19 protein-coding genes are annotated in these 18,139 nt (G+C 35.5%); 9 read left to right on the forward strand and 10 right to left on the reverse strand.

Annotated features, from left to right (window positions below; genetic code table 11):
* Window positions 1-26 precede the first annotated feature (26 nt).
* A complete protein-coding gene (locus ACQUQZ_RS21920; RefSeq protein WP_435357232.1) occupies window positions 27-1,199 on the reverse strand; it encodes an acyl-CoA dehydrogenase family protein in 1,173 nt (390 codons plus the stop codon).
* A 130-nt stretch (window positions 1,200-1,329) separates the two neighbouring features.
* A complete protein-coding gene (locus ACQUQZ_RS21925; protein ID WP_435357233.1) occupies window positions 1,330-2,610 on the reverse strand; it encodes a metallophosphoesterase in 1,281 nt (426 codons plus the stop codon).
* Between the two features lie 230 nt (window positions 2,611-2,840).
* On the opposite strand from ACQUQZ_RS21925, the gene ACQUQZ_RS21930 reads away from it, so the two are divergent.
* The 3 genes from ACQUQZ_RS21930 (at window position 2,841) to ACQUQZ_RS21940 (ending at window position 4,953) form a co-directional block, all read left to right on the forward strand.
* Complete coding sequence (locus ACQUQZ_RS21930) at window positions 2,841-3,398, forward strand: TetR/AcrR family transcriptional regulator (RefSeq protein WP_435357234.1); 558 nt, start codon at window positions 2,841-2,843, stop codon at window positions 3,396-3,398.
* A 75-nt stretch (window positions 3,399-3,473) separates the two neighbouring features.
* The gene (locus tag ACQUQZ_RS21935; protein ID WP_435357235.1) at window positions 3,474-4,340 is read left to right on the forward strand and encodes an alpha/beta hydrolase family protein; all 867 of its coding nucleotides are present in this window, start codon (window positions 3,474-3,476) and stop codon (window positions 4,338-4,340) included.
* A gap of 94 nt (window positions 4,341-4,434) precedes the next feature.
* Window positions 4,435-4,953, forward strand: coding sequence for a DinB family protein (locus ACQUQZ_RS21940; RefSeq protein ID WP_435357236.1), 519 nt, complete (start codon window positions 4,435-4,437; stop codon window positions 4,951-4,953).
* Window positions 4,954-5,019: 66 nt separating this feature from the next.
* On the opposite strand, the gene ACQUQZ_RS21945 is transcribed toward ACQUQZ_RS21940, so the two are convergent.
* The gene (locus ACQUQZ_RS21945) at window positions 5,020-6,381 is read right to left on the reverse strand and encodes a deoxyguanosinetriphosphate triphosphohydrolase (RefSeq protein WP_435357237.1); all 1,362 of its coding nucleotides are present in this window, start codon (window positions 6,379-6,381) and stop codon (window positions 5,020-5,022) included.
* A gap of 230 nt (window positions 6,382-6,611) precedes the next feature.
* Between ACQUQZ_RS21945 and hisH the strand changes: the two genes are divergently transcribed.
* Window positions 6,612-7,220: an imidazole glycerol phosphate synthase subunit HisH gene (gene hisH, locus ACQUQZ_RS21950; protein ID WP_435357238.1), complete on the forward strand. Its 609-nt coding sequence runs from the start codon at window positions 6,612-6,614 to the stop codon at window positions 7,218-7,220.
* Window positions 7,221-7,224: 4 nt separating this feature from the next.
* On the opposite strand, the gene ACQUQZ_RS21955 is transcribed toward hisH, so the two are convergent.
* Window positions 7,225-8,550 (reverse strand): sensor histidine kinase, encoded by a 1,326-nt coding sequence (locus tag ACQUQZ_RS21955; RefSeq protein ID WP_435357239.1) that lies wholly within the window; start codon window positions 8,548-8,550, stop codon window positions 7,225-7,227.
* 275 nt (window positions 8,551-8,825) lie between these two features.
* On the opposite strand from ACQUQZ_RS21955, the gene ACQUQZ_RS21960 reads away from it, so the two are divergent.
* The 3 genes from ACQUQZ_RS21960 (at window position 8,826) to ACQUQZ_RS21970 (ending at window position 11,912) form a co-directional block, all read left to right on the forward strand.
* On the forward strand, window positions 8,826-9,482 hold the full coding sequence (locus ACQUQZ_RS21960; RefSeq protein ID WP_435357240.1) for a hypothetical protein: 657 nt from the start codon (window positions 8,826-8,828) through the stop codon (window positions 9,480-9,482).
* 166 nt (window positions 9,483-9,648) lie between these two features.
* Window positions 9,649-10,371: a YebC/PmpR family DNA-binding transcriptional regulator gene (locus ACQUQZ_RS21965; RefSeq protein ID WP_435357241.1), complete on the forward strand. Its 723-nt coding sequence runs from the start codon at window positions 9,649-9,651 to the stop codon at window positions 10,369-10,371.
* 176 nt (window positions 10,372-10,547) lie between these two features.
* A complete protein-coding gene (locus ACQUQZ_RS21970; protein ID WP_435357242.1) occupies window positions 10,548-11,912 on the forward strand; it encodes a hypothetical protein in 1,365 nt (454 codons plus the stop codon).
* On the opposite strand, the gene ACQUQZ_RS21975 is transcribed toward ACQUQZ_RS21970, so the two are convergent.
* From ACQUQZ_RS21975 to ACQUQZ_RS21985, 3 genes are all read right to left on the reverse strand, one after another.
* Window positions 11,900-12,277, reverse strand: a complete 378-nt coding sequence (locus tag ACQUQZ_RS21975; protein WP_435357243.1) for a type II toxin-antitoxin system VapC family toxin — start codon at window positions 12,275-12,277, stop codon at window positions 11,900-11,902. The genes ACQUQZ_RS21970 and ACQUQZ_RS21975 overlap by 13 nt on opposite strands.
* Complete coding sequence (locus ACQUQZ_RS21980; protein WP_435357244.1) at window positions 12,259-12,480, reverse strand: hypothetical protein; 222 nt, start codon at window positions 12,478-12,480, stop codon at window positions 12,259-12,261. Before ACQUQZ_RS21980 ends, ACQUQZ_RS21975 begins: the two co-directional genes overlap by 19 nt.
* Window positions 12,481-12,560: 80 nt before the next feature.
* Window positions 12,561-13,910: a sugar porter family MFS transporter gene (locus ACQUQZ_RS21985; RefSeq protein ID WP_435357245.1), complete on the reverse strand. Its 1,350-nt coding sequence runs from the start codon at window positions 13,908-13,910 to the stop codon at window positions 12,561-12,563.
* Window positions 13,911-14,093: 183 nt separating this feature from the next.
* On the opposite strand from ACQUQZ_RS21985, the gene recF reads away from it, so the two are divergent.
* Window positions 14,094-15,191 carry a DNA replication/repair protein RecF gene (gene recF / locus ACQUQZ_RS21990; protein ID WP_435357246.1) on the forward strand — a complete coding sequence of 366 codons (1,098 nt, stop codon included), beginning with the start codon at window positions 14,094-14,096 and terminating at the stop codon, window positions 15,189-15,191.
* On the opposite strand, the gene ACQUQZ_RS21995 is transcribed toward recF, so the two are convergent.
* The 3 genes from ACQUQZ_RS21995 to ACQUQZ_RS22005 all read right to left on the reverse strand — a co-directional run bounded on the left by ACQUQZ_RS21995 (window position 15,158) and on the right by ACQUQZ_RS22005 (window position 17,088).
* Window positions 15,158-15,946: an amidohydrolase gene (locus ACQUQZ_RS21995; protein ID WP_435357247.1), complete on the reverse strand. Its 789-nt coding sequence runs from the start codon at window positions 15,944-15,946 to the stop codon at window positions 15,158-15,160. The two genes, recF and ACQUQZ_RS21995, sit on opposite strands and share 34 nt — an antisense overlap.
* Before the next feature lie 90 nt (window positions 15,947-16,036).
* Window positions 16,037-16,612 (reverse strand): peptide deformylase, encoded by a 576-nt coding sequence (gene def, locus ACQUQZ_RS22000; RefSeq protein ID WP_435357248.1) that lies wholly within the window; start codon window positions 16,610-16,612, stop codon window positions 16,037-16,039.
* 11 nt (window positions 16,613-16,623) lie between these two features.
* A complete protein-coding gene (locus ACQUQZ_RS22005; RefSeq protein ID WP_435357249.1) occupies window positions 16,624-17,088 on the reverse strand; it encodes a GNAT family N-acetyltransferase in 465 nt (154 codons plus the stop codon).
* Between the two features lie 20 nt (window positions 17,089-17,108).
* On the opposite strand from ACQUQZ_RS22005, the gene lipB reads away from it, so the two are divergent.
* Entirely contained in the window at window positions 17,109-17,828 is a 720-nt protein-coding gene (gene lipB, locus ACQUQZ_RS22010; RefSeq protein ID WP_435357250.1) for a lipoyl(octanoyl) transferase LipB, read from the forward strand.
* The last annotated feature ends 311 nt before the right edge of the window (window positions 17,829-18,139 follow it).

Raw genomic sequence — 18,139 nt, forward strand, 5'->3', positions numbered from 1 at the left:
TCAATTATCCATTTTACATTTTTAGTTCAATAAACTTTCGAATATTTCACTTCATCAATTACTATTTTGGCAATAATTTCTTTCATAATTTCAGAAGTGCCTCCTGCAATTGTGCCAACTCGTACATCACGATACATTCTACAAATTGGATAATCTTCAATGAACCCATAGCCTCCAAAAAATTGTAAGCAAGTGTCAGTAACTCGCTTAGCCAATTCGGCAGTATAAAGTTTTGCCATCGAACATTCTTTCACAACTACTTTACCTTCCGAAAACATTTGGCAAGTGTTATAAACAAAATGTTTTGACATTTCAATTTCAGTAGCAATTTCAGCTATTTTATGACGAATTGCTTGAAATTTTGCTATTTTTTTTCCAAATGCTTCTCTTTCATGTAAATATTTAAGCGTTTCTTCCAAAGCTAATTCTGCACCAGCAACTGCCATGACGGCCGCCACTAAACGTTCGATTTGCAAACTTTCCATTAAATAATAAAATCCACCATTTTCGTAACCAATCAAATTACTGACAGGCACTCGCACTTCATCAAATTTGATTTCGGCAGTATCAGAGCTATGCCAACCCATCTTATTTAGCTTGGTTTTTGTCACCCCTTCGGCATCTAAATCTACTACTATTAAGCTGATTCCTGCCACTCCAGCAGAGGCAGTATCCACTGGGGTCTCAGTTTTACAAGCAAGTGTAATAAAATCACCATAAAAACCATTAGAAATAAACGTTTTTGAACCATTGATTACAAACTCATCACCTTCTTTTCGAGCAGTAGTACGAATAGCTGCTACGTCAGAACCAGCATCAGGTTCGGTAATGCCCAATGCGGCTAATTTCTCACCTGCAATGGCAGGAATTAAATATTTTTGCTTCAACTCTTCACTTCCTGCCTTAAAAATATGGTTGATTGCCATGTAAGTATGCACACTTATCATAGTACTAAAACCACCCATATAGCTACGAGCAATTTCTTCTAAAAAAACCACCGAAAACCAAAAATCTGCTTTGCTTCCACCATATTCTTCAGGAAAAAGTAAGCCCAAATAGCCCATATCTCCCATTTTTTTTAAAATTTCTTTTGGAATATGACGTTCGGCTTCCCAAGTATTGGCATTGGGTATGACTTCTTTTGCAATAAATTGTCGCACCGTTTCACGGAAAAGTATATGTTCGTCGTTGAAGTACATAATTTTATAGTTGAATGATAGATGTGTGAATATAAGTATTTTCATTCAAAAAGATGCTACATATAAAACAAAAGCGTGCCACACTTCGAAAGTGTGGCACGCTTAAATCCTTGATAATAAACTTATTAACTCAACCTACTTTCAATTCAAAAATCGTAATTTCTGGCAAAATACCCAAACGCCCTGGATAACCAATATAACCAAAACCACGATTAACATAAAGCTTTTGATCGCCTTCTTCATAAAGCCCAGCCCATTCTTTGTAACGTAACTGCACAGGCGACCACTTGAAACTACCTAATTCAACACCATATTGCATTCCGTGGGTATGTCCCGCAAAAGCAACGTCAATATCTTTATATTTTGGTGAAACCACTTGGGCTCTCCAATGACTTGGGTCGTGCGAAAGCAATAATTTTACAGGCAAATCTTGTGTATTTTGATGAGCTTTAGCCAAATCTCCGTGCTTAGAAAAACCACCTGCTCCCCAGTTTTGAATACCCAAAATTCCAATACTTTCACCATCAACTTTCAAGGCACGATGCTCGTCCAACAATAAATCCCAACCCATCGTTTTATGGGCGTTCATCAAATCTTTTAGATTTTGCACCTTTTTTTCGGGCGATTCCCATTGTGTATAATCACCATAATCATGGTTTCCTAAAGTTGAAAAAGTCCCCAATGGAGCTTTGATTTTCGAGAAAATATCAATATAATCTTTTACTTCTGGAGCAATATTGTTAACCAAATCACCAGTAAAGAAAAACACATCAGGTTTTTCCTTCATCAACATTTCTACACCGCCTTTTACAGCCGTTTTATTAAAAAAGCTTCCCGAATGAATATCTGACAATTGTGCAATCTTCATTCCATCAAATTGCTTAGGTAGATTTTTCAAACGAAGCGTGACGTTTCGTACTCGATAATCATGGGCTCCCGACAAAATTCCCCAAGCCATTCCTCCAGCGTGTAAACCACCCACAGCCAAAGCTGTTTTTGCTAAAAACTCTGAACGACTGATTTTTTCAGCAGCCACAGGTATATTTTCCGTAACAACTTGCTGTACAGTATTATCGCCTTGGAAATAAGAAATAACCCATTTACCAAGACGAATCAAATCATCAATAATAAGTACTAAAACCGAGAAAATTTTTGAAATATAAATAATGAAAATTCCTGCCATCAAAAAGGTGCGAAAGCTTGCCTTAACAGGTGCCGACATTGGCATATAAGTAAAAATAGCGATAATGGAAAGGATGGAGAAAACAGTAAAACCCCAAAATCCAAAACCAATGATGCGTTGAGTTGAAAGACTCAGTGAACGCATAACGACTTTTATTGCCTGCCAAACATAAAAATCAATCAATACAAAAAAGACCGCCATCAAGGCAAATCCAACAATTCGATTCATAGTATTTAGGTTATTTTTAAGAAAAACTGAATGAAAACACAACGGATTTAGCACTAATAAGGTTTCAAAATGTGTGGAACGATTTTCTAAATCATTCATAGGTGTTATGGATGGTCATTTTCAATGATTAAAGAAAATAATTTTATTCTACCAATCGTTTGGTAAGTAAAAAACTATTTATATATTTGACCCAATAATACTTCTATAGACTACCGTCGACTGACTATACAATGGCTGTTCAGAAAATAACAAAAGACGAAATATTACTTAAATCATCGGATGTCTTTCGAGTGAAAGGCTATCATAATACTTCAATGCAAGACCTCGCCGAAGCATGTGGTCTGCTAAAAGGGAGCCTTTATTATCACTTCCCAAGTAAAGAAATGTTGATGAAAGATTTGCTATTTTCTATACATAAATATATGACTGAAAGAATTTTTCCTATTGCACAAGACGAAAGCCTTACTCCCGAAGAACGTATGGAAAAACTCTTAAAAAAAATGGGAAGACTACTTTTAGAGAAAGAAGGAGGCTGTCTAATAGGAAACACTACGCTCGAAACAGTTGGAGTTGTACCCGAATTTCATGAGGTTTTGAGAGCCATTATGAATGGGTGGACAAAAGCTCTACAAACTATTTTTGAGACACGTAAAAGTCCAGAATTATCACTTCGGCTGGCACAACAAACCATCATGGAGTTTGAAGGGGCGGTGATGTTTTCAAAATTATATAGTGATAAACAATTTCTCTACGATGCTTTTGCTCGAACAATGGTGAAGTTGAATTAGGTAGTAGGTTTTAGGCGATAGGAATTAGGGTTTTGGGGTTTTTAATATAAAACAAACGTTTGGTATAATATAATTATGCAAAAACTAAGAATTAAGTGTGAAGACGAAGTTGAATTAGCTGCCATTTTATTTGAGCCACCAAATCCCAAAGCTGTGGTTCAATTAAATATTGGAACGGGTGCTAAAAAAGAATTTTATATACCTTTTGCAAAGTTTTTGGTAGAGCATCAGTATGTTGTTTGCACATTCGATTATCGTGGTACTTGCGAATCGGCACCAGCTTCAATGAAAGATTGTAGGTATAATTATATAGAATATGGCACCCAAGATATGCCAGCAGTGATGGAGTTTTTGGATGAAAAATACCCTAATTTACCCAAACTTATTGTTGGACATAGCGTAGGAGGAATGAACTTCGGATTGATGCCTAACTATCATAAAATCAAGGGTTTAGTGGCTGTTGGGTCAGGGTCTGGTTATTGGAAAAATATGTTTTTGGGGTATCGCTTACAAACACTTTTCTTTTTCAAAGTTTTTACACCAATCAGTATTCTTTTGAAAGGCTACGTAGCTGCCAAGCGTTTTGGAATTATGGAAGACTTGCCTCGAAACATTGTAACAGACTGGGCAGCTTGGTGTAGTGTACCAAACTATTTTTGGGATGAGAAATTTTTTGGCAAAACCGTTCCTAAAGGGCATTACCATGAATTGAGCTTTCCGATTGCTCATTTTTGGGCATCTGACGACCCAATTGCCAATGAAAAAAATGTGCCACTCCTACTCCAAAATTTTAAAACCAACAAAGGATTAACTTCTGAAAAATTAGTTCCTACTGATTTTGGGGCAAAAAAAATCGAACATTTTGGTTTTTTCAAGCGTGAATTTAAAGACACTATTTGGGTAAAAATCTTACATAAATTAGATGATTTTATAGTGCGTTAACAGGTAATTCAGTCAGGGGACGAACCTCAATGTTCGTCCTCATGATTTTTTTAACAAAAACAACTGAGTAAGAACTGTACAAAAAAATAGAGATATGACAAAACAAGAACTAAAAACCACTTTAGAAGAAAGTTTCAAAAGTATCATGAATGATGTTGCAAGCATCGAAGAAAGCCATTTTTTTGCTCCGATTGGAGAAAAATGGTCGATTGCTGAAAACGTATTGCATTTGACACAATCAGTCAAAGGGCTAAATCAAGGAATGGCTTTGCCTAAAGCATTTCTCGAACAACAGTTTGGAAAAATCGACCGTCCCACACTCTCTTATGATGGTGTGGTTGATAGATATTTGACAGTTTTGGCAACTGGCGTGACGGCTCGTGGTGGTTTTGTGCCACAAATGCCAGAAAATCCTTCCAAAGAAGTTCTTTTAAGTAGTTTTTTGAAACATCATCAAACGCTTGCTGATTTTTTGAATGATTGGTCTGAAACGGAATTAGATGAATATTGCATCAAACATCCTGTACTTAAAATGTTGACTATCAGGGAATTTTATTACTTTATGCACTACCATATCTTGCATCATCGCAAGGCAATTTTGAAGGGGCTGTAAGCGATAGGCTGTATGCTTTAGGCTAAATCATAAAAAGCATAGAGCTTATAGCATAGGGCATAAATTCTACAAATGTGGAATCTGAATTCCAGTAATTTTGCGATACAAATCAATAGCAAAAAGGTCAGTCATTCCTGAAATAAAATCGACCACCGATTGAATATTTTGATAAACATTTTCTTCTTTCTTGATACCAAATTGGTTGGGAATGAGTTGTAATAACTTTTTTGATTTAGGTGAATTTGGCTGTAAAACTGCCGAAACGAATTCTTTCAACAAACCACCAATGACATGATAACCAGCGATTTCGATTTCGATAACTGATTTATCATTATATATTTTTTTGACAGAAATTTGGTCTATTTTTTCAATCAACGCAGTTGTTTTTTCATCTAAAAGGTCAATTAAAGGCTTGTTGAGTGTTCCATCTAGCAGTTGGTTTTCGTATCTAAAGAAAGCATCTGAGCATTGAGCAACTAACTTACCTATGAGCATTGCTCGTAGAAATGACAGTTTTTGTTTATCGTCTTCGATGGTATCAACTTTCTCTTTGATTGTCTTTTTCCCTTCTTGGTTTTCAAAGAATGGTTCGAGTAAATCTCGGGCTTCTTGAATTGAAATAATATTTAATCGATGAGCATCTTCGAGGTCAATGATGCGGTAACAAATATCATCAGCAGCTTCGACCAAAAACACAAAAGGGTGGCGTGCAAAAACTGTCTCTTCTTCATTTAAAGCATTAATATTCAGCTCATTAGCTATGCGTTTATAAAATTCAGTTTCTGCATCAAAAAAACCAGATTTCTTAGCAGAAATATAACTTTTCTTTTTAAATCCATTAGTCGAATCGGATGGATATTTAATTATAGAAGCTAAAGTTGTATAAGTTAGATTAAGATTACTTTGATTAAAAATCGTGGTGAGAATACGAAAAGCATTAGCATTTCCCTCAAAATATTTAAAGTCATTGAATTGATTTTCCGTCAGATTTTGCTTTAAAATGTCTAATTTTTCGCCTTCTAACTCTCTGAAATAAGTTCTGATTGCCTCTTCACCCGAATGGCCAAAAGGGGGATTGCCGATATCATGGGCAATACAAGCTGTCATACAAACTGCCGACAATTCAAACTTGTAAAACTCAATGGCTTCTTCGTTGAGTTGGTCTTTGTATTTTTCAACTATTTTTTCGCCAATGGCTTTGCCGAGTGAACGCCCAACTGACGCCACTTCTAAGCTATGAGTCAGGCGATTATGTACAAAAACTGCCCCTGGCAACGGAAAAACTTGTGTTTTATTCTGCAAACGACGAAACTGCGATGAAAAAATCAGTCGGTCATAGTCTCGCATATAATCAGTTCGGAAATTTTCAATAGCATTGCGGTGTTCGGCACCAAGTCGTTTATTTGAGAAAAGCGTTTGCCAGTTCATTTTTGGGGAGTCCGTGAAATTTTTGTGCAAGATAGACAATGAATGAATGAGCGAATGATAGAATGAGTGAATATTTTTGTTTTTTTTGGTATTTTTTAAATAAAAACAAGATAAAGTATTACTTTTTTAACAAAAACTGCAATTTATCTAATCAGAAGCCTATTTTTGTAAAAGAAGTGATTGAAGATTTCATTCACTCATTCACAAATCACTCATTCACTCATTAGATTTTGAAAGTCATCATCATCAAATATAACGCAGGCAATGTACAGTCAGTTATGTATGCCCTCGAACGCATCGGTGCAAGTTACGAACTATCGGACGACCCTGAAGTCATTCGTTCGGCCGAGCGAATCATTTTTCCAGGCGTCGGTGAAGCTTCTACAGCCATGCGAAGTCTGCGTGAAAATGGTTTAGACAAAATTATTCCGACTTTAAAACAGCCATTTTTAGGCACTTGCGTAGGTATGCAATTGCTTTGCAAATCTTCGGAAGAAAATAATACCGAATGTTTGGGTGTTTTTGATGTGCCAATCTTGAAATTTCCGAGAGTGAAGGGTTTTAAAGTTCCTCAGACGGGTTGGAATGAAATTGCCCCCCCCGATGGAGAGCCTAAAACATGGAGTAATCTTTTATGTAAGGGTTTGCGAGAAAGTGAGTATGTTTATTATAATCATGGGTATTATGCTCCACTTTGTGAGTTTACAGTGGCAAAAACTGATTATATTCTTGAATATTCGGCAATGTTGCAGCGAGAAAATTTCTTTGCGGCACAGTTTCACTCAGAGATTAGTGGCGATGTGGGCGAAAGGATTTTTAAGAATTTTTTGGAGATTTGATATTTCAAAATATCACCAAAAACGTACTACCCTCCCCTACTTTCGAAGTAACTTTTAAGTTTCCGCCGTGCATTTGCATGATTTGTCGTGATAAACTTAAACCGATGCCCGAACCTGTTTTTTTTGTCGTATAGAATGGAATAAAAATCTTTTCTAAAGCTTCTGGCTCAATGCCACTTCCATTGTCAGAAACTTCTATAAATCGCTGATTATCAGATTGATATGTTTTTATTTTTATTTCTGGATTCAGCTTATTTTCCACAGATTCAATGGCATTTTTCATTAAATTTATTAATACCATTTCAATATGTTCGGGGTCGGCTACGAGTTCAAAATCATGTTTAAAGTCTGTTTTTAGAGCAATTTGTTTTTCTTTCAGTTGTGGTTGAACAAGATTGAGTAAATGATTAACCAGCTTCTTTGAAGTTGTTTCCTCAAAAATAGGTTTCGGAATGGTTGTGAATTCTCTATAAGCATTTACAAAATTCATGATGCCTTTGCTACGATTTTCGATTGTATAAAGGGCTTCTTTTAAATCGTCAACAGTTTCTTTAATTTCTTGTTTTTCTGACAAATCAGCCTCAATGATTTCTCGCATTGTACTGGCCAAAGACACAATCGGCGTTACTGAGTTCATGATTTCGTGACGTAATACTTTTGTCAAATTCTGCCAAGCATCTAATTCTTTTTGTTGTAATTCTGATTGAATATTTTGCAACGAAACCAACTTTATCATGCGTCCACGAAGACTTACAGTGGTCGAATTGATGGTGATTTGCTGCTCGTTGGATGCTTCGTAAAGCGTTTTACTTCCCGAAGGTAAGTCTTTCAAGATTTCATATAAACCAATATGGCTACTTTTGTTCAATTCCGATATATTTCTTAGGCGATAGATACCTAAAGTACGAAAAGCGGCATTGTTTATTAATTCAATATTCCCCGAAGCATCAAATGATAAAAGTCCAACGTTGACGTGCTGAACAATGGTATTGATATAGTGTAAGTTGGCTTCTTTTTCGGCACGAGCTTGACGAAAAGCATCTAAAACGCCATTTAATTGTTGGTTTACTTCTTCAAAGCTCTTGCCTAATTTATTATCGGCTCGAAACTTTACCGTAAAATCGGCATAACGAACCGACTCAAAAAAACGAGCTAATTTTCTGTTGACAGAAGTTACGTAGGTAAAAATGGAGAAAAACATGATTCCCACAAATACACTCGCCAACACTACACCAGTCCATTCTTTTTTCATGAAAAAATAAATAATTCCAGATAAAAACAGACATAAAATACCAATTCTCCAAATGATACCGATAGAAAAATGCTTCATGCTTAAATCAATGAGTGAATGAGTGAGTTTTGAATGAGTGAATGAAAAAAAGCCATATAAAACATTAAAATTAGGTAGTTTGATTTGTATGATTTGATTATTTCTTGATGTTTTCTAATACATAACCAGCTGATTATAAACAAATTATACAAACTAATCAAACAATAACCAATTTCAAATAACCACCCCTCATACAACGTTTAGATTAAATTTTTCATTAACATACAAAATACAAACTCAAATTTCGTTAAATACTTGACAAAACAATAAATAAAATGAAAACCATTCAAATAAATAAAAGTCTTATTGCAGTAGCTTTGCTTACTGTAATACTTTCTGCTTGTGCCTCATCAAACGATTTTCTTTCTGAAAACTTTGCTCGTGTACGAAATACGCACCAACGAATCGCTATTTTGCCATTTGATGTACAGTTTGAAAATCCACTTAACGTTCAAAACGGTGCTAAAAGACCACAATTTTTTAGTAAGCAAGAACGTGAAGCAAGTTTAGACGCACAAAAAGAATTATTTGCGTATGCTGCTCGTCAAGTACAAAAAGGTCGTTATGAAATTGCTTTTCAAGATTTCACCAAAACCAACAAGGTTTTATCTGAAAATGGCATCAAATTAGAAGACATTGCACGGCAAAATAAGGCCGATCTTGCCAAACTTTTGGGTGTAGATGCTGTAATCTTTGGTGATTTGGCTATCAGAATTACTCAAATGAATATGCGTTCGCCTCAGATGATGCCCTTCAATCGGAATAATGACGGTGTCGAAACCAACGTAAAATTATTTGATGCTGTCAGTGGGGAAATGCTATGGTCAACTAATCTTACTCAACGGCCAAGCAACCCCATGGACACACCGCACCATCTTTCAAGTCAATTGATTGAGCAAGTTGCCAAGCATTTGCCTTATCGGACGAAGTAAAATTAGCAAAGTAACAAAGGAGCAGAGAAGCAAAGGTGTAAAACCGATAAAATAATGGATTTTTCTTCTCCTTTACTTTCTATTATCTAACGATTTTGTGCTTTTTTGAGTAATATTTTATAATTTCGCACCAAGAAATTAAAAAATACAATATTCGGCAATTATAATGGGAAGAGCGTTTGAATTTAGAAAAGCCCGCAAGATGAAGCGTTGGGGGCAAATGGCAAAAACTTTTACAAGAATCGGCAAGGATATTGCCATGGCAGTAAAATCGGGCGGAACCGACCCCAACAGTAACTCACGTTTGCGTGCATTGATACAAAATGCAAAAGCGGCAAATATGCCAAAAGCAACCGTTGATAATGCAATTAAACGTGCATCGTCAAAAGACCAAGAAGACTATAAAGAGATGGTTTATGAAGGCTATGCACAACACGGCATTGCGGTCTTGGTTGAGTGTACTACTGATAATACCAATCGCTCGGTAGCAAATATTCGTAGTTGTTTTACCAAATGTGGCGGAAGTTTGGGTACTTCGGGAATGTTGGATTTTATTTTCGATAGAAAATCAGTTTTCAAAATTGCCAATGATGGCAAAACTGATATTGAAGAATTAGAATTTGAACTCATTGATTTTGGTGCAGAAGAAGTTTTCTTAGATGAAGAAACAAACCAAATTAATATTTACGGAGAATTTACTGCATTCGGAACTTTACAAAAGCATTTGGAAGAAAAAGGTATTGAAATTCTCAACTCTGATTTTGAGCGAGTGCCAACAGACACTAAAACATTGACCGAAGAAGAGGCTGCCGATGTAGAAAAACTCATCGAAAAACTCGAAGATGATGACGATGTGCAAATGGTTTATCACAATATGGTGATTGCTTAATGAGTGAATGTGCGATGAATAGAATGAGTAAATATTTTGCCATAAAGTGTTACATATCAATAGTTTAGTAAAATTAAAAATATTTTAGCCTCTTAGTTGAGGCTATTTTTTTTATGAAAATTTGGTTTCCTTTACATTTATCAACGCTGGTAAGATTCAAAATGCTGCCAGCGTTAATGTTTCTGTTTTCTCTTCCAAAAATTAGTTTGGCTCAGGTAATTCCATCTGATTCAATAAAAAAGGCTATTTTTGGAAGTTTGACATATTTATCAGAAAAACAGTGTACAGAAACCATAGCTGGGAAACAATATGCAGGCGAATGGGAAGCTTTTATGGAAATGAAAGAGGCTTTTTTATACTTAGGTGGTCGCAACAAATACCGAGATTCAAATTGCTTCACGATGGCGGGCATCCATAATATTTTGGCAGAAATATATTTAGCTGATACTTCACAAAAGCAAATTTTGCCCATGCTCCGAAAAGTTTTTCCAGAAGTTTTGAGTTATTCGACAGGTACACAATTTAATTTTTGGAAGAAATTACCACCTAATCAAGATTTGAAATGGGGAAAAGAAACCAAACAGCTCGTGCATCGTCCAACCAATTTTAGATTAAAAGGGCGTTTCATTAATAATGCCGCCAACGTAGCTAATGATGCCGATGATACAGCTTTAGGAAATTTAGCAATATGGTACAATCAAAAGATTTTTGGCAAAAATGATTCGCTAAAAATGGCAAATCCTACAACATTTGACAGCTTTCTTGACAAAAACCGAAAAAATAGACATTGGTATAATTATCTTTTTCATGGTTTCAAAAATTCAGGAGCTTATATGACTTGGTTTGGGCAAGAAGCCGAGTTTGAAAACTGGCATTTTTATAAAAATGCTTTACATAATTTGATTTTTTTCTTGCCTATTAGTATTGCTTATCCGCATCCTTATAAAGCTTATATTCCATGGGGAACAAATGACTTGGATGTTGTTGTCAACGCCAATGTCTTAACTTACTTAAGTAAAAACAATCTTCGACAAGCAAGTACAGGAAGTGAGGCAGCCAATCGTTTAATTGAAAAACACACCAAACGTGGACGTTGGAATCGTATGGGAATTTATTATCCTAATCGTTATCATTTACATTTTGCTGCTGCACGGGCTTTGGCTGCTGGTGATACAGGTTTGTTGCCAACATCTCAATTTTTACTAAAGCATTTGGTCAAAACCCAAAATCAAGATGGAAGCTATGAAAGCAAGAAGATTGTAAATAAACGAGATATTTTGCAATCAACTGCTTACGCAACTTTGGCAATGCTATATTTGAAAGAATCAGGTGTAGATATTCCCAAATCATTGATAGATAAGTCGATATATTTTCTCTACACTCAAAAAGGAGAAGAAAACAAGCAAGTTTGGTGGAATGGCGGTGTGTATTTTTCGGGAGGAACGGTGGTTAGGAATTTGCTTTATTTTACTTCTGATGCTTATACTACGGCTTTGGTGTCGATGGCTTTTCAGAAGTATTTGAATCTTTATAAATCATGAGGATTTACACAATTCAAGCTCTTAATATTTTGAAAATCTTTGGTATTACGAGATATGATAGTGAGTCCATGAACCAATGCTGTTGCGGCAATGATAGCGTCTGGAAGTTTTATATTTTTTTGCTTACGTAGACTTATACAAGCATCAATAATTGGTTTGTTTATTTCTATGACATTTGCCAAATTTATAAAATCTTCAGTGGTTTGCGAAACTTCTTTATAACCTAAAACTTCAATGTACGTAATAAATGAAATAGTAAAATTTTCATTAATAATATCCCTAAGAAGTTGCAATCCTTTTTCAGATAAATTTCCCATTTGGGCATCAACAATGACATTAGTATCAATTAAATAGCTCTTTCCCATTCGTTGCGACTTTGAGTTACATATTTCTGCATTTTTTCACCATCTTCTTTGCTTAGTGTACCAAAAAAGTCAGATGGTTTTACTTTAGGCTTTTCCCATGATTGTAAATCTTGATGTTTTGCTTTCATTTCATTCCATTCTTCAATCGGAATAATCACCGCAGTATGTCTGCCTTGTTCATCTGAAACATATTGTAAGTTCATGATTATCAATGATTTGATTTTGATATTTAATGTACCGTACAAATATACGATACATTAAATATCTATTCCAATCAATTTTCTCAATTATACTTCTTCTCAATTTCTTCTAAACTCAAGCCTTTTGTTTCAAAAACAATATATTTGGCAAAGAGTAAACCGAGTAAAACAACTACCATATAAATACCAAAAATACCACCATTTGTACCGAGGGAAGTTGCTGCCAAAACTGGGAAAGAATAAGCTACCCCCGCATCAAAAACCCAATGATTGAAACTACCCATGCTTGAAGCAAAACCCCTGATTTTTAAAGGATAAATCTCAGAAATCAATAACCAACCCAATGGACCAAGACTAATAGCAAAGAAAATAATATAAACATACACACCGCCAACAAGCATAATTTTTTGTAATTCTGGACTAAGTGAATCTTTTAAATAAAAAGCCAAACCAACCGTTGCCAAGCAAACAGCCGTGCCAAGAAGTCCAGTGTAGAGGATTTGTTTTCTACCAAACTTATCCAAAATCATAATTGCTAAAAAAGTAGAAAGTGCATTGATAACTCCAACCCCAACCGTTGCCAAAGCTGCTGTTCCGCCCTCAGGAAATACATTTTTAAAAATATCGGTCGAGAAATAAATAATTGCGTTAATTCCCGAAAACTGCTGAATAAAGAAAATTCCTATTCCAATAAACAAGGGAATACGTAAGCGTTTGCTAAACAGCATTCGCCAATCACCTTTATTGTGTTTTTCATCTTCAATTATCTGTTTGGTTTGAGCCACTTCGAGTAGAGCTTGTTCTGGAGTACGCAAACGATTCAACACTTCCAAAGCTTCAGCTTCACGGCCTTTCCCAATTAACCAACGTGGACTTTCAGGAACGAAAAACATACCAATCAACAAAACTACAGCAGGAATAAATCCAGCCCAGAACATACTTCTCCAACCATCTGCTTGATCAGCAAAGAAATAACCAACTACATAAGAAAGTAGGATTCCGAGCGTGATAGCAAACTGAAAAAATGTTACTAATCGTCCTCTTTGATTAGTTGGAGCTATTTCAGCAAGGTACAAAGGCACGGTTGATGCTACGATACCAATTGCTAAGCCTAAAAACAAGCGACCAATAATCAAAAATGTGGTTGATGGTGCCATAGCAGCGATAATTGAACCAATTACAAAAACCAATGAGGCAACAATGTTAATTTTTTTTCGACCTAACAAATCAGTCAATGGGCCGCTAATGAATGGTCCAACCATACCACCAAATAGTACAGCACTCACAATAAAGCCTTCCATTTCGGGACTTGGATGAAAGCGTTCTCTCAATGATGGTAAAGCCACATTTATCACACCAGTATCGAAGCCAAAAAGTAAACCACCAGTAGCAGCAACGGCGGCAATAAAATAAAGAAGTAGGTTTTTGCTCATAATCAGGTTTTAGGTTAAAGTAAGCTACAAATAAAGTGAATTTTCGGGAAAAATGCTTAGATTTGTTGTTGCATTTTGTTGCAAAAAGTTTTAAATGTTACAAGCTGCTGCTATTGAAGTCGCTATTTACTCTTCAAAGCAACCTGCAAGAAATTGTAATGAAAACAAGCCATTTTCGCCCAAATGTTTTTAGAAAAAATTTATCTTTCAAATTTCAAAAATTACGAAGAAGCCAACTTTACTTTTTCCAAGCAAGTCAATTGTATTGTAGGCGAAAATGGTAGTGGAAAAACCAATTTACTCGATGCCGTCTATTTTTTAGCTTTAAGCAAAAGTGCCATCCATAGCCAAGATGCCCTCAGCATCAACCACGAAGCTGATGTGATGATGATTGATGGAATTTTCAAAAAAAATAAGAAAAAACATCAAATTACCTGCTCAATACAGCGTGGTCAAAAGAAAGTTTTGATGCACGACAAAAAACCTTATGAACGTATTTCCGACCACATCGGACAATTTCCAGTGGTATTGATTGCTCCTGATGACACCGATTTAATTAAAGAAGGTAGCGAAGATAGAAGAAGATTTTTTGATGGTGTACTTTCGCAAATGGATGCCACTTATCTTTCTGATTATCAACAATATAACCGTATTTTGGAGCAGAGAAATAGCCTTTTGAAAATATTTTTTGAACGTAACTTCTTAGACCAAGATTTGCTCGATACCTACTCTGATCCTTTGGTAAAATTAGGTATTCGGCTTTTTGAACAAAGAAAAACTTTCATCGAAAAATTCTTGCCTATTTTCAAAATTCATTATTCTATTTTGAGCGAAGGACGAGAAGATGTAGATATAATTTATGAATCAGAAGTAGCCAGTGGTGAATTTCCGCAGGAATTTAGGTTGAATAGAAATGTTGATGTGAAAGCTCAACGCACCACCAAAGGTATTCATAAAGATGATTATGTATTTGAAATTGACCGTTATCCTGTCAAAAAATTTGGTTCACAAGGCCAACAAAAATCTTTTGTAATGGCTCTTCGATTAGGTCAATTTGAAATGCTACAAGAGTTAAGAGAGATGAAACCCATACTTTTGTTAGATGATATTTTTGATAAATTAGATGATAGAAGAATTCAAAAATTGATAGAAAGTATTGATAATCAAACATTTGGACAAGTTTTTATAACTGATGCTCGTCCCGAACGCACAGAGAAAATCTTAGCAAATGTAAAAGCTGAAGTGAATTATATCAGAACAAACCCATCGGCATCTAAATAAGCTGGGAATTTTTGACGGAATTCGTCAAGTGGTGTTTTTTCAAGCGTATAACTCAAAATCGTTTCATTATCAATTGCTCGATCAAGCACTTTTCCTGTGAAATCAATAATGGCCGAGTTGCCAGAATGTGGAAAACCATTGCCATCTTCACCTACACGATTTACTCCTACAACATAACTTTGATTTTCGATGGCTCGAGCCACCAAAAGCGAGTCCCACGGATACATACGTACTTTAGGCCAGTTGGCTACATAAATAAGTAAATCGTAGTCTAAATGCACGTTTCTGCTCCAAACAGGAAAACGTAAATCATAACAAATAAGCGGACAGACTTTCCACCCTTTGATTGTTTTTATTAATCTTTTTTTTCCTTCCGAAAAAACATCATTTTCTTTCGCCATTCTAAATAAATGGCGTTTGTCATAAAAATCAATTTCGCCCTTTGGCTCAACCCAAAGTAGCCGATTATAATAATTCTCGCCCTCTTTTACTATAAAACTGCCAGTAACCACTGCTCCAGTCTGTGCCGCCATCTGTTTCATCCAACGAGTGGTGGTGAGGTTCATTGGCTCAGCAACTTTAGACGCATTCATCGTAAAACCCGAGTTGAACATTTCAGGCAGAATAATCAGGTCTGTAGCTTCCGAAATGCCAAAAATTTTCTCCTCCAACATTGCCAAATTAGCAGTTGGTTCTTCCCAATGAAGATTGGTTTGAATCAGGGTTATTTTTAGGTTTGAGAGAGAGAGGGACATTTTTGAATATTTTATTACTAAAAATTACTAAAACTTTGAGTTATAAACACTTTGTGCCTTTGCAACTCTGTACCTTTGTGCCTAATAAACTCACTTCGGAAACTTCATGCGATATTCAACATCTACATCACCTTTTGTAATATTAGCTAATTTCTTCTTCAACATCTGTTTTTTCAAAGACGTAAGATGGTCGGTAAATAAAATACCATCTACATGGTCATATTCATGCTGAATGATGCGTGCAGCAAGGCTTTCATAATCTTCGATATGCTCTACCCAGTCGGTATCAAAATATTTGATTTTGATAAATTCAGGGCGATATACCTCTGCACGAATACCTGGAATACTCAAACAACCTTCTTCATAAGCCCATTCATCGCCATCTTCTTCTAAAATTTCGGCATTGATGAATACTTTTTTGAAATCAATTAATGATGGATCTATATCCTCTTCCGTTTCAGCGGCTTCATTGATTGGCGTACCATCAACAACAAACATTCTGATGTTTAGTCCGATTTGAGGTGCAGCCAAACCCACACCAGATGCCGAGTACATGGTTTCAAACATATCGGCAGCTAATTTTTTCACATCTATTTCTCCTTGTACAATATCACGGGCTTCTTTTCTCAAAACTGGGTCTCCGTAGGCAACGATTGGGTAAATCATCTTTTATTTTTCTATTTATCAATTATTAAGTTTTTTCGGAGAATGATCCGATTATCATCAATATTCTCTTTTATTTCAATATTTTCTATCAAAAAACCGTTTTTTAAAGCAAAAATTAGCATATTCCTAAAACGATTACGGGTTTTCAACACAATTGATTGGAAACCTATCTTTAATGCCCATTTTTCTTGCTCAATTGCTAATTTTGATGCAATGCGATCTTGTCTATGTCTTGGCAAAACGCCTCCCAACCAACTATACAAACTACCATCTCTATAACGGTCATAAGCAATCTTGAAACCTACCAACTCTTGCTGTTTTATAGCAACTAAAATCAAGTGCTGCGTGTTAAATAAACGTTGATGGTATGTACTTTCGTCATAGAGGTTGTTTGAAAATTCAGGTATATTTTTAGAAATTTCAATACATTCGGCTATTGTACCTTCACGAATAATTACATTTGCATTCGCATTCATGCTACAAAGTTACGAAACTGATGAATAATAATCTTAATAAAACAGTACAGTTTATTGATTTAGGTCTAATTGATTATCAAAAAGGCTGGGACACGCAGGAAAAACTCTTTTCTGAAATAGTTGATATAAAAATTCAAAACCGAAACCTTACGCCTGAGAACCAAATTATCACACCCAATTATTTACTATTTTGCCAGCATCCACACGTTTATACGCTTGGCAAAAGTGGTAAAATTGATAATTTATTGCTCAACGAAGATGGTTTGCAGGAAAAAGAAGCAAAATTCTATAAAATCAATCGTGGTGGCGATATTACTTATCATGGGCCAGGACAATTGGTAGGTTATCCGATTTTGGATTTAGAAAATTTTTTTACTGACATTCATCGCTATATGCGTTTTTTGGAAGAAGCAATCATCCAGACTCTCGCAGAATATAGTATCGCAGCAGGTAGAATTGATGGACTTACAGGCGTTTGGCTCGACCACATTGAACAGAAAAACCCAAGAAAAATATGTGCGATGGGTGTAAAGTCGAGCCGTTGGGTTACGATGCACGGTTTTGCTTTGAATGTAAATACTGATTTAGACTATTTTCAGAATATTGTACCTTGTGGTATCGACGATAAGGCCGTTACTTCAATGGCTACTGAGCTTCATCAGTTACTTGATATTCAAGATGTTGCCCAAAAGCTGCAATATCATTTAGGAAAGTTATTTGAGATGAAATTTTTAAGCTAATAATTAAAAAAAAGACAGAAAAATTTCCACTCTTTTCATAGGTTTAATGAATAGATTAGGATTTTTTTGATGATATAGATCTGAAAGCGAGTAGAAAAGGCAAAGGGGGCATAAAATGTCCCCCGATGAACCCAAAACAACTTTTGCTGTGACTAAAAAAGTGAGTTTTTTAGTTTAGTATGCGATTTCTCGAAAATTTATGGATGTAACAATAGTCAGAGTGACTAATGCTAATATATACACCTGTAAATTACTTATAATCAAACACTTAACTACTCATCTTTGTGTAAAATTTTATTAAAAAATCAAAC

The organism is Emticicia sp. SJ17W-69 (genome assembly GCF_051209875.1).
Lineage (GTDB): Bacteria > Bacteroidota > Bacteroidia > Cytophagales > Spirosomataceae > Emticicia.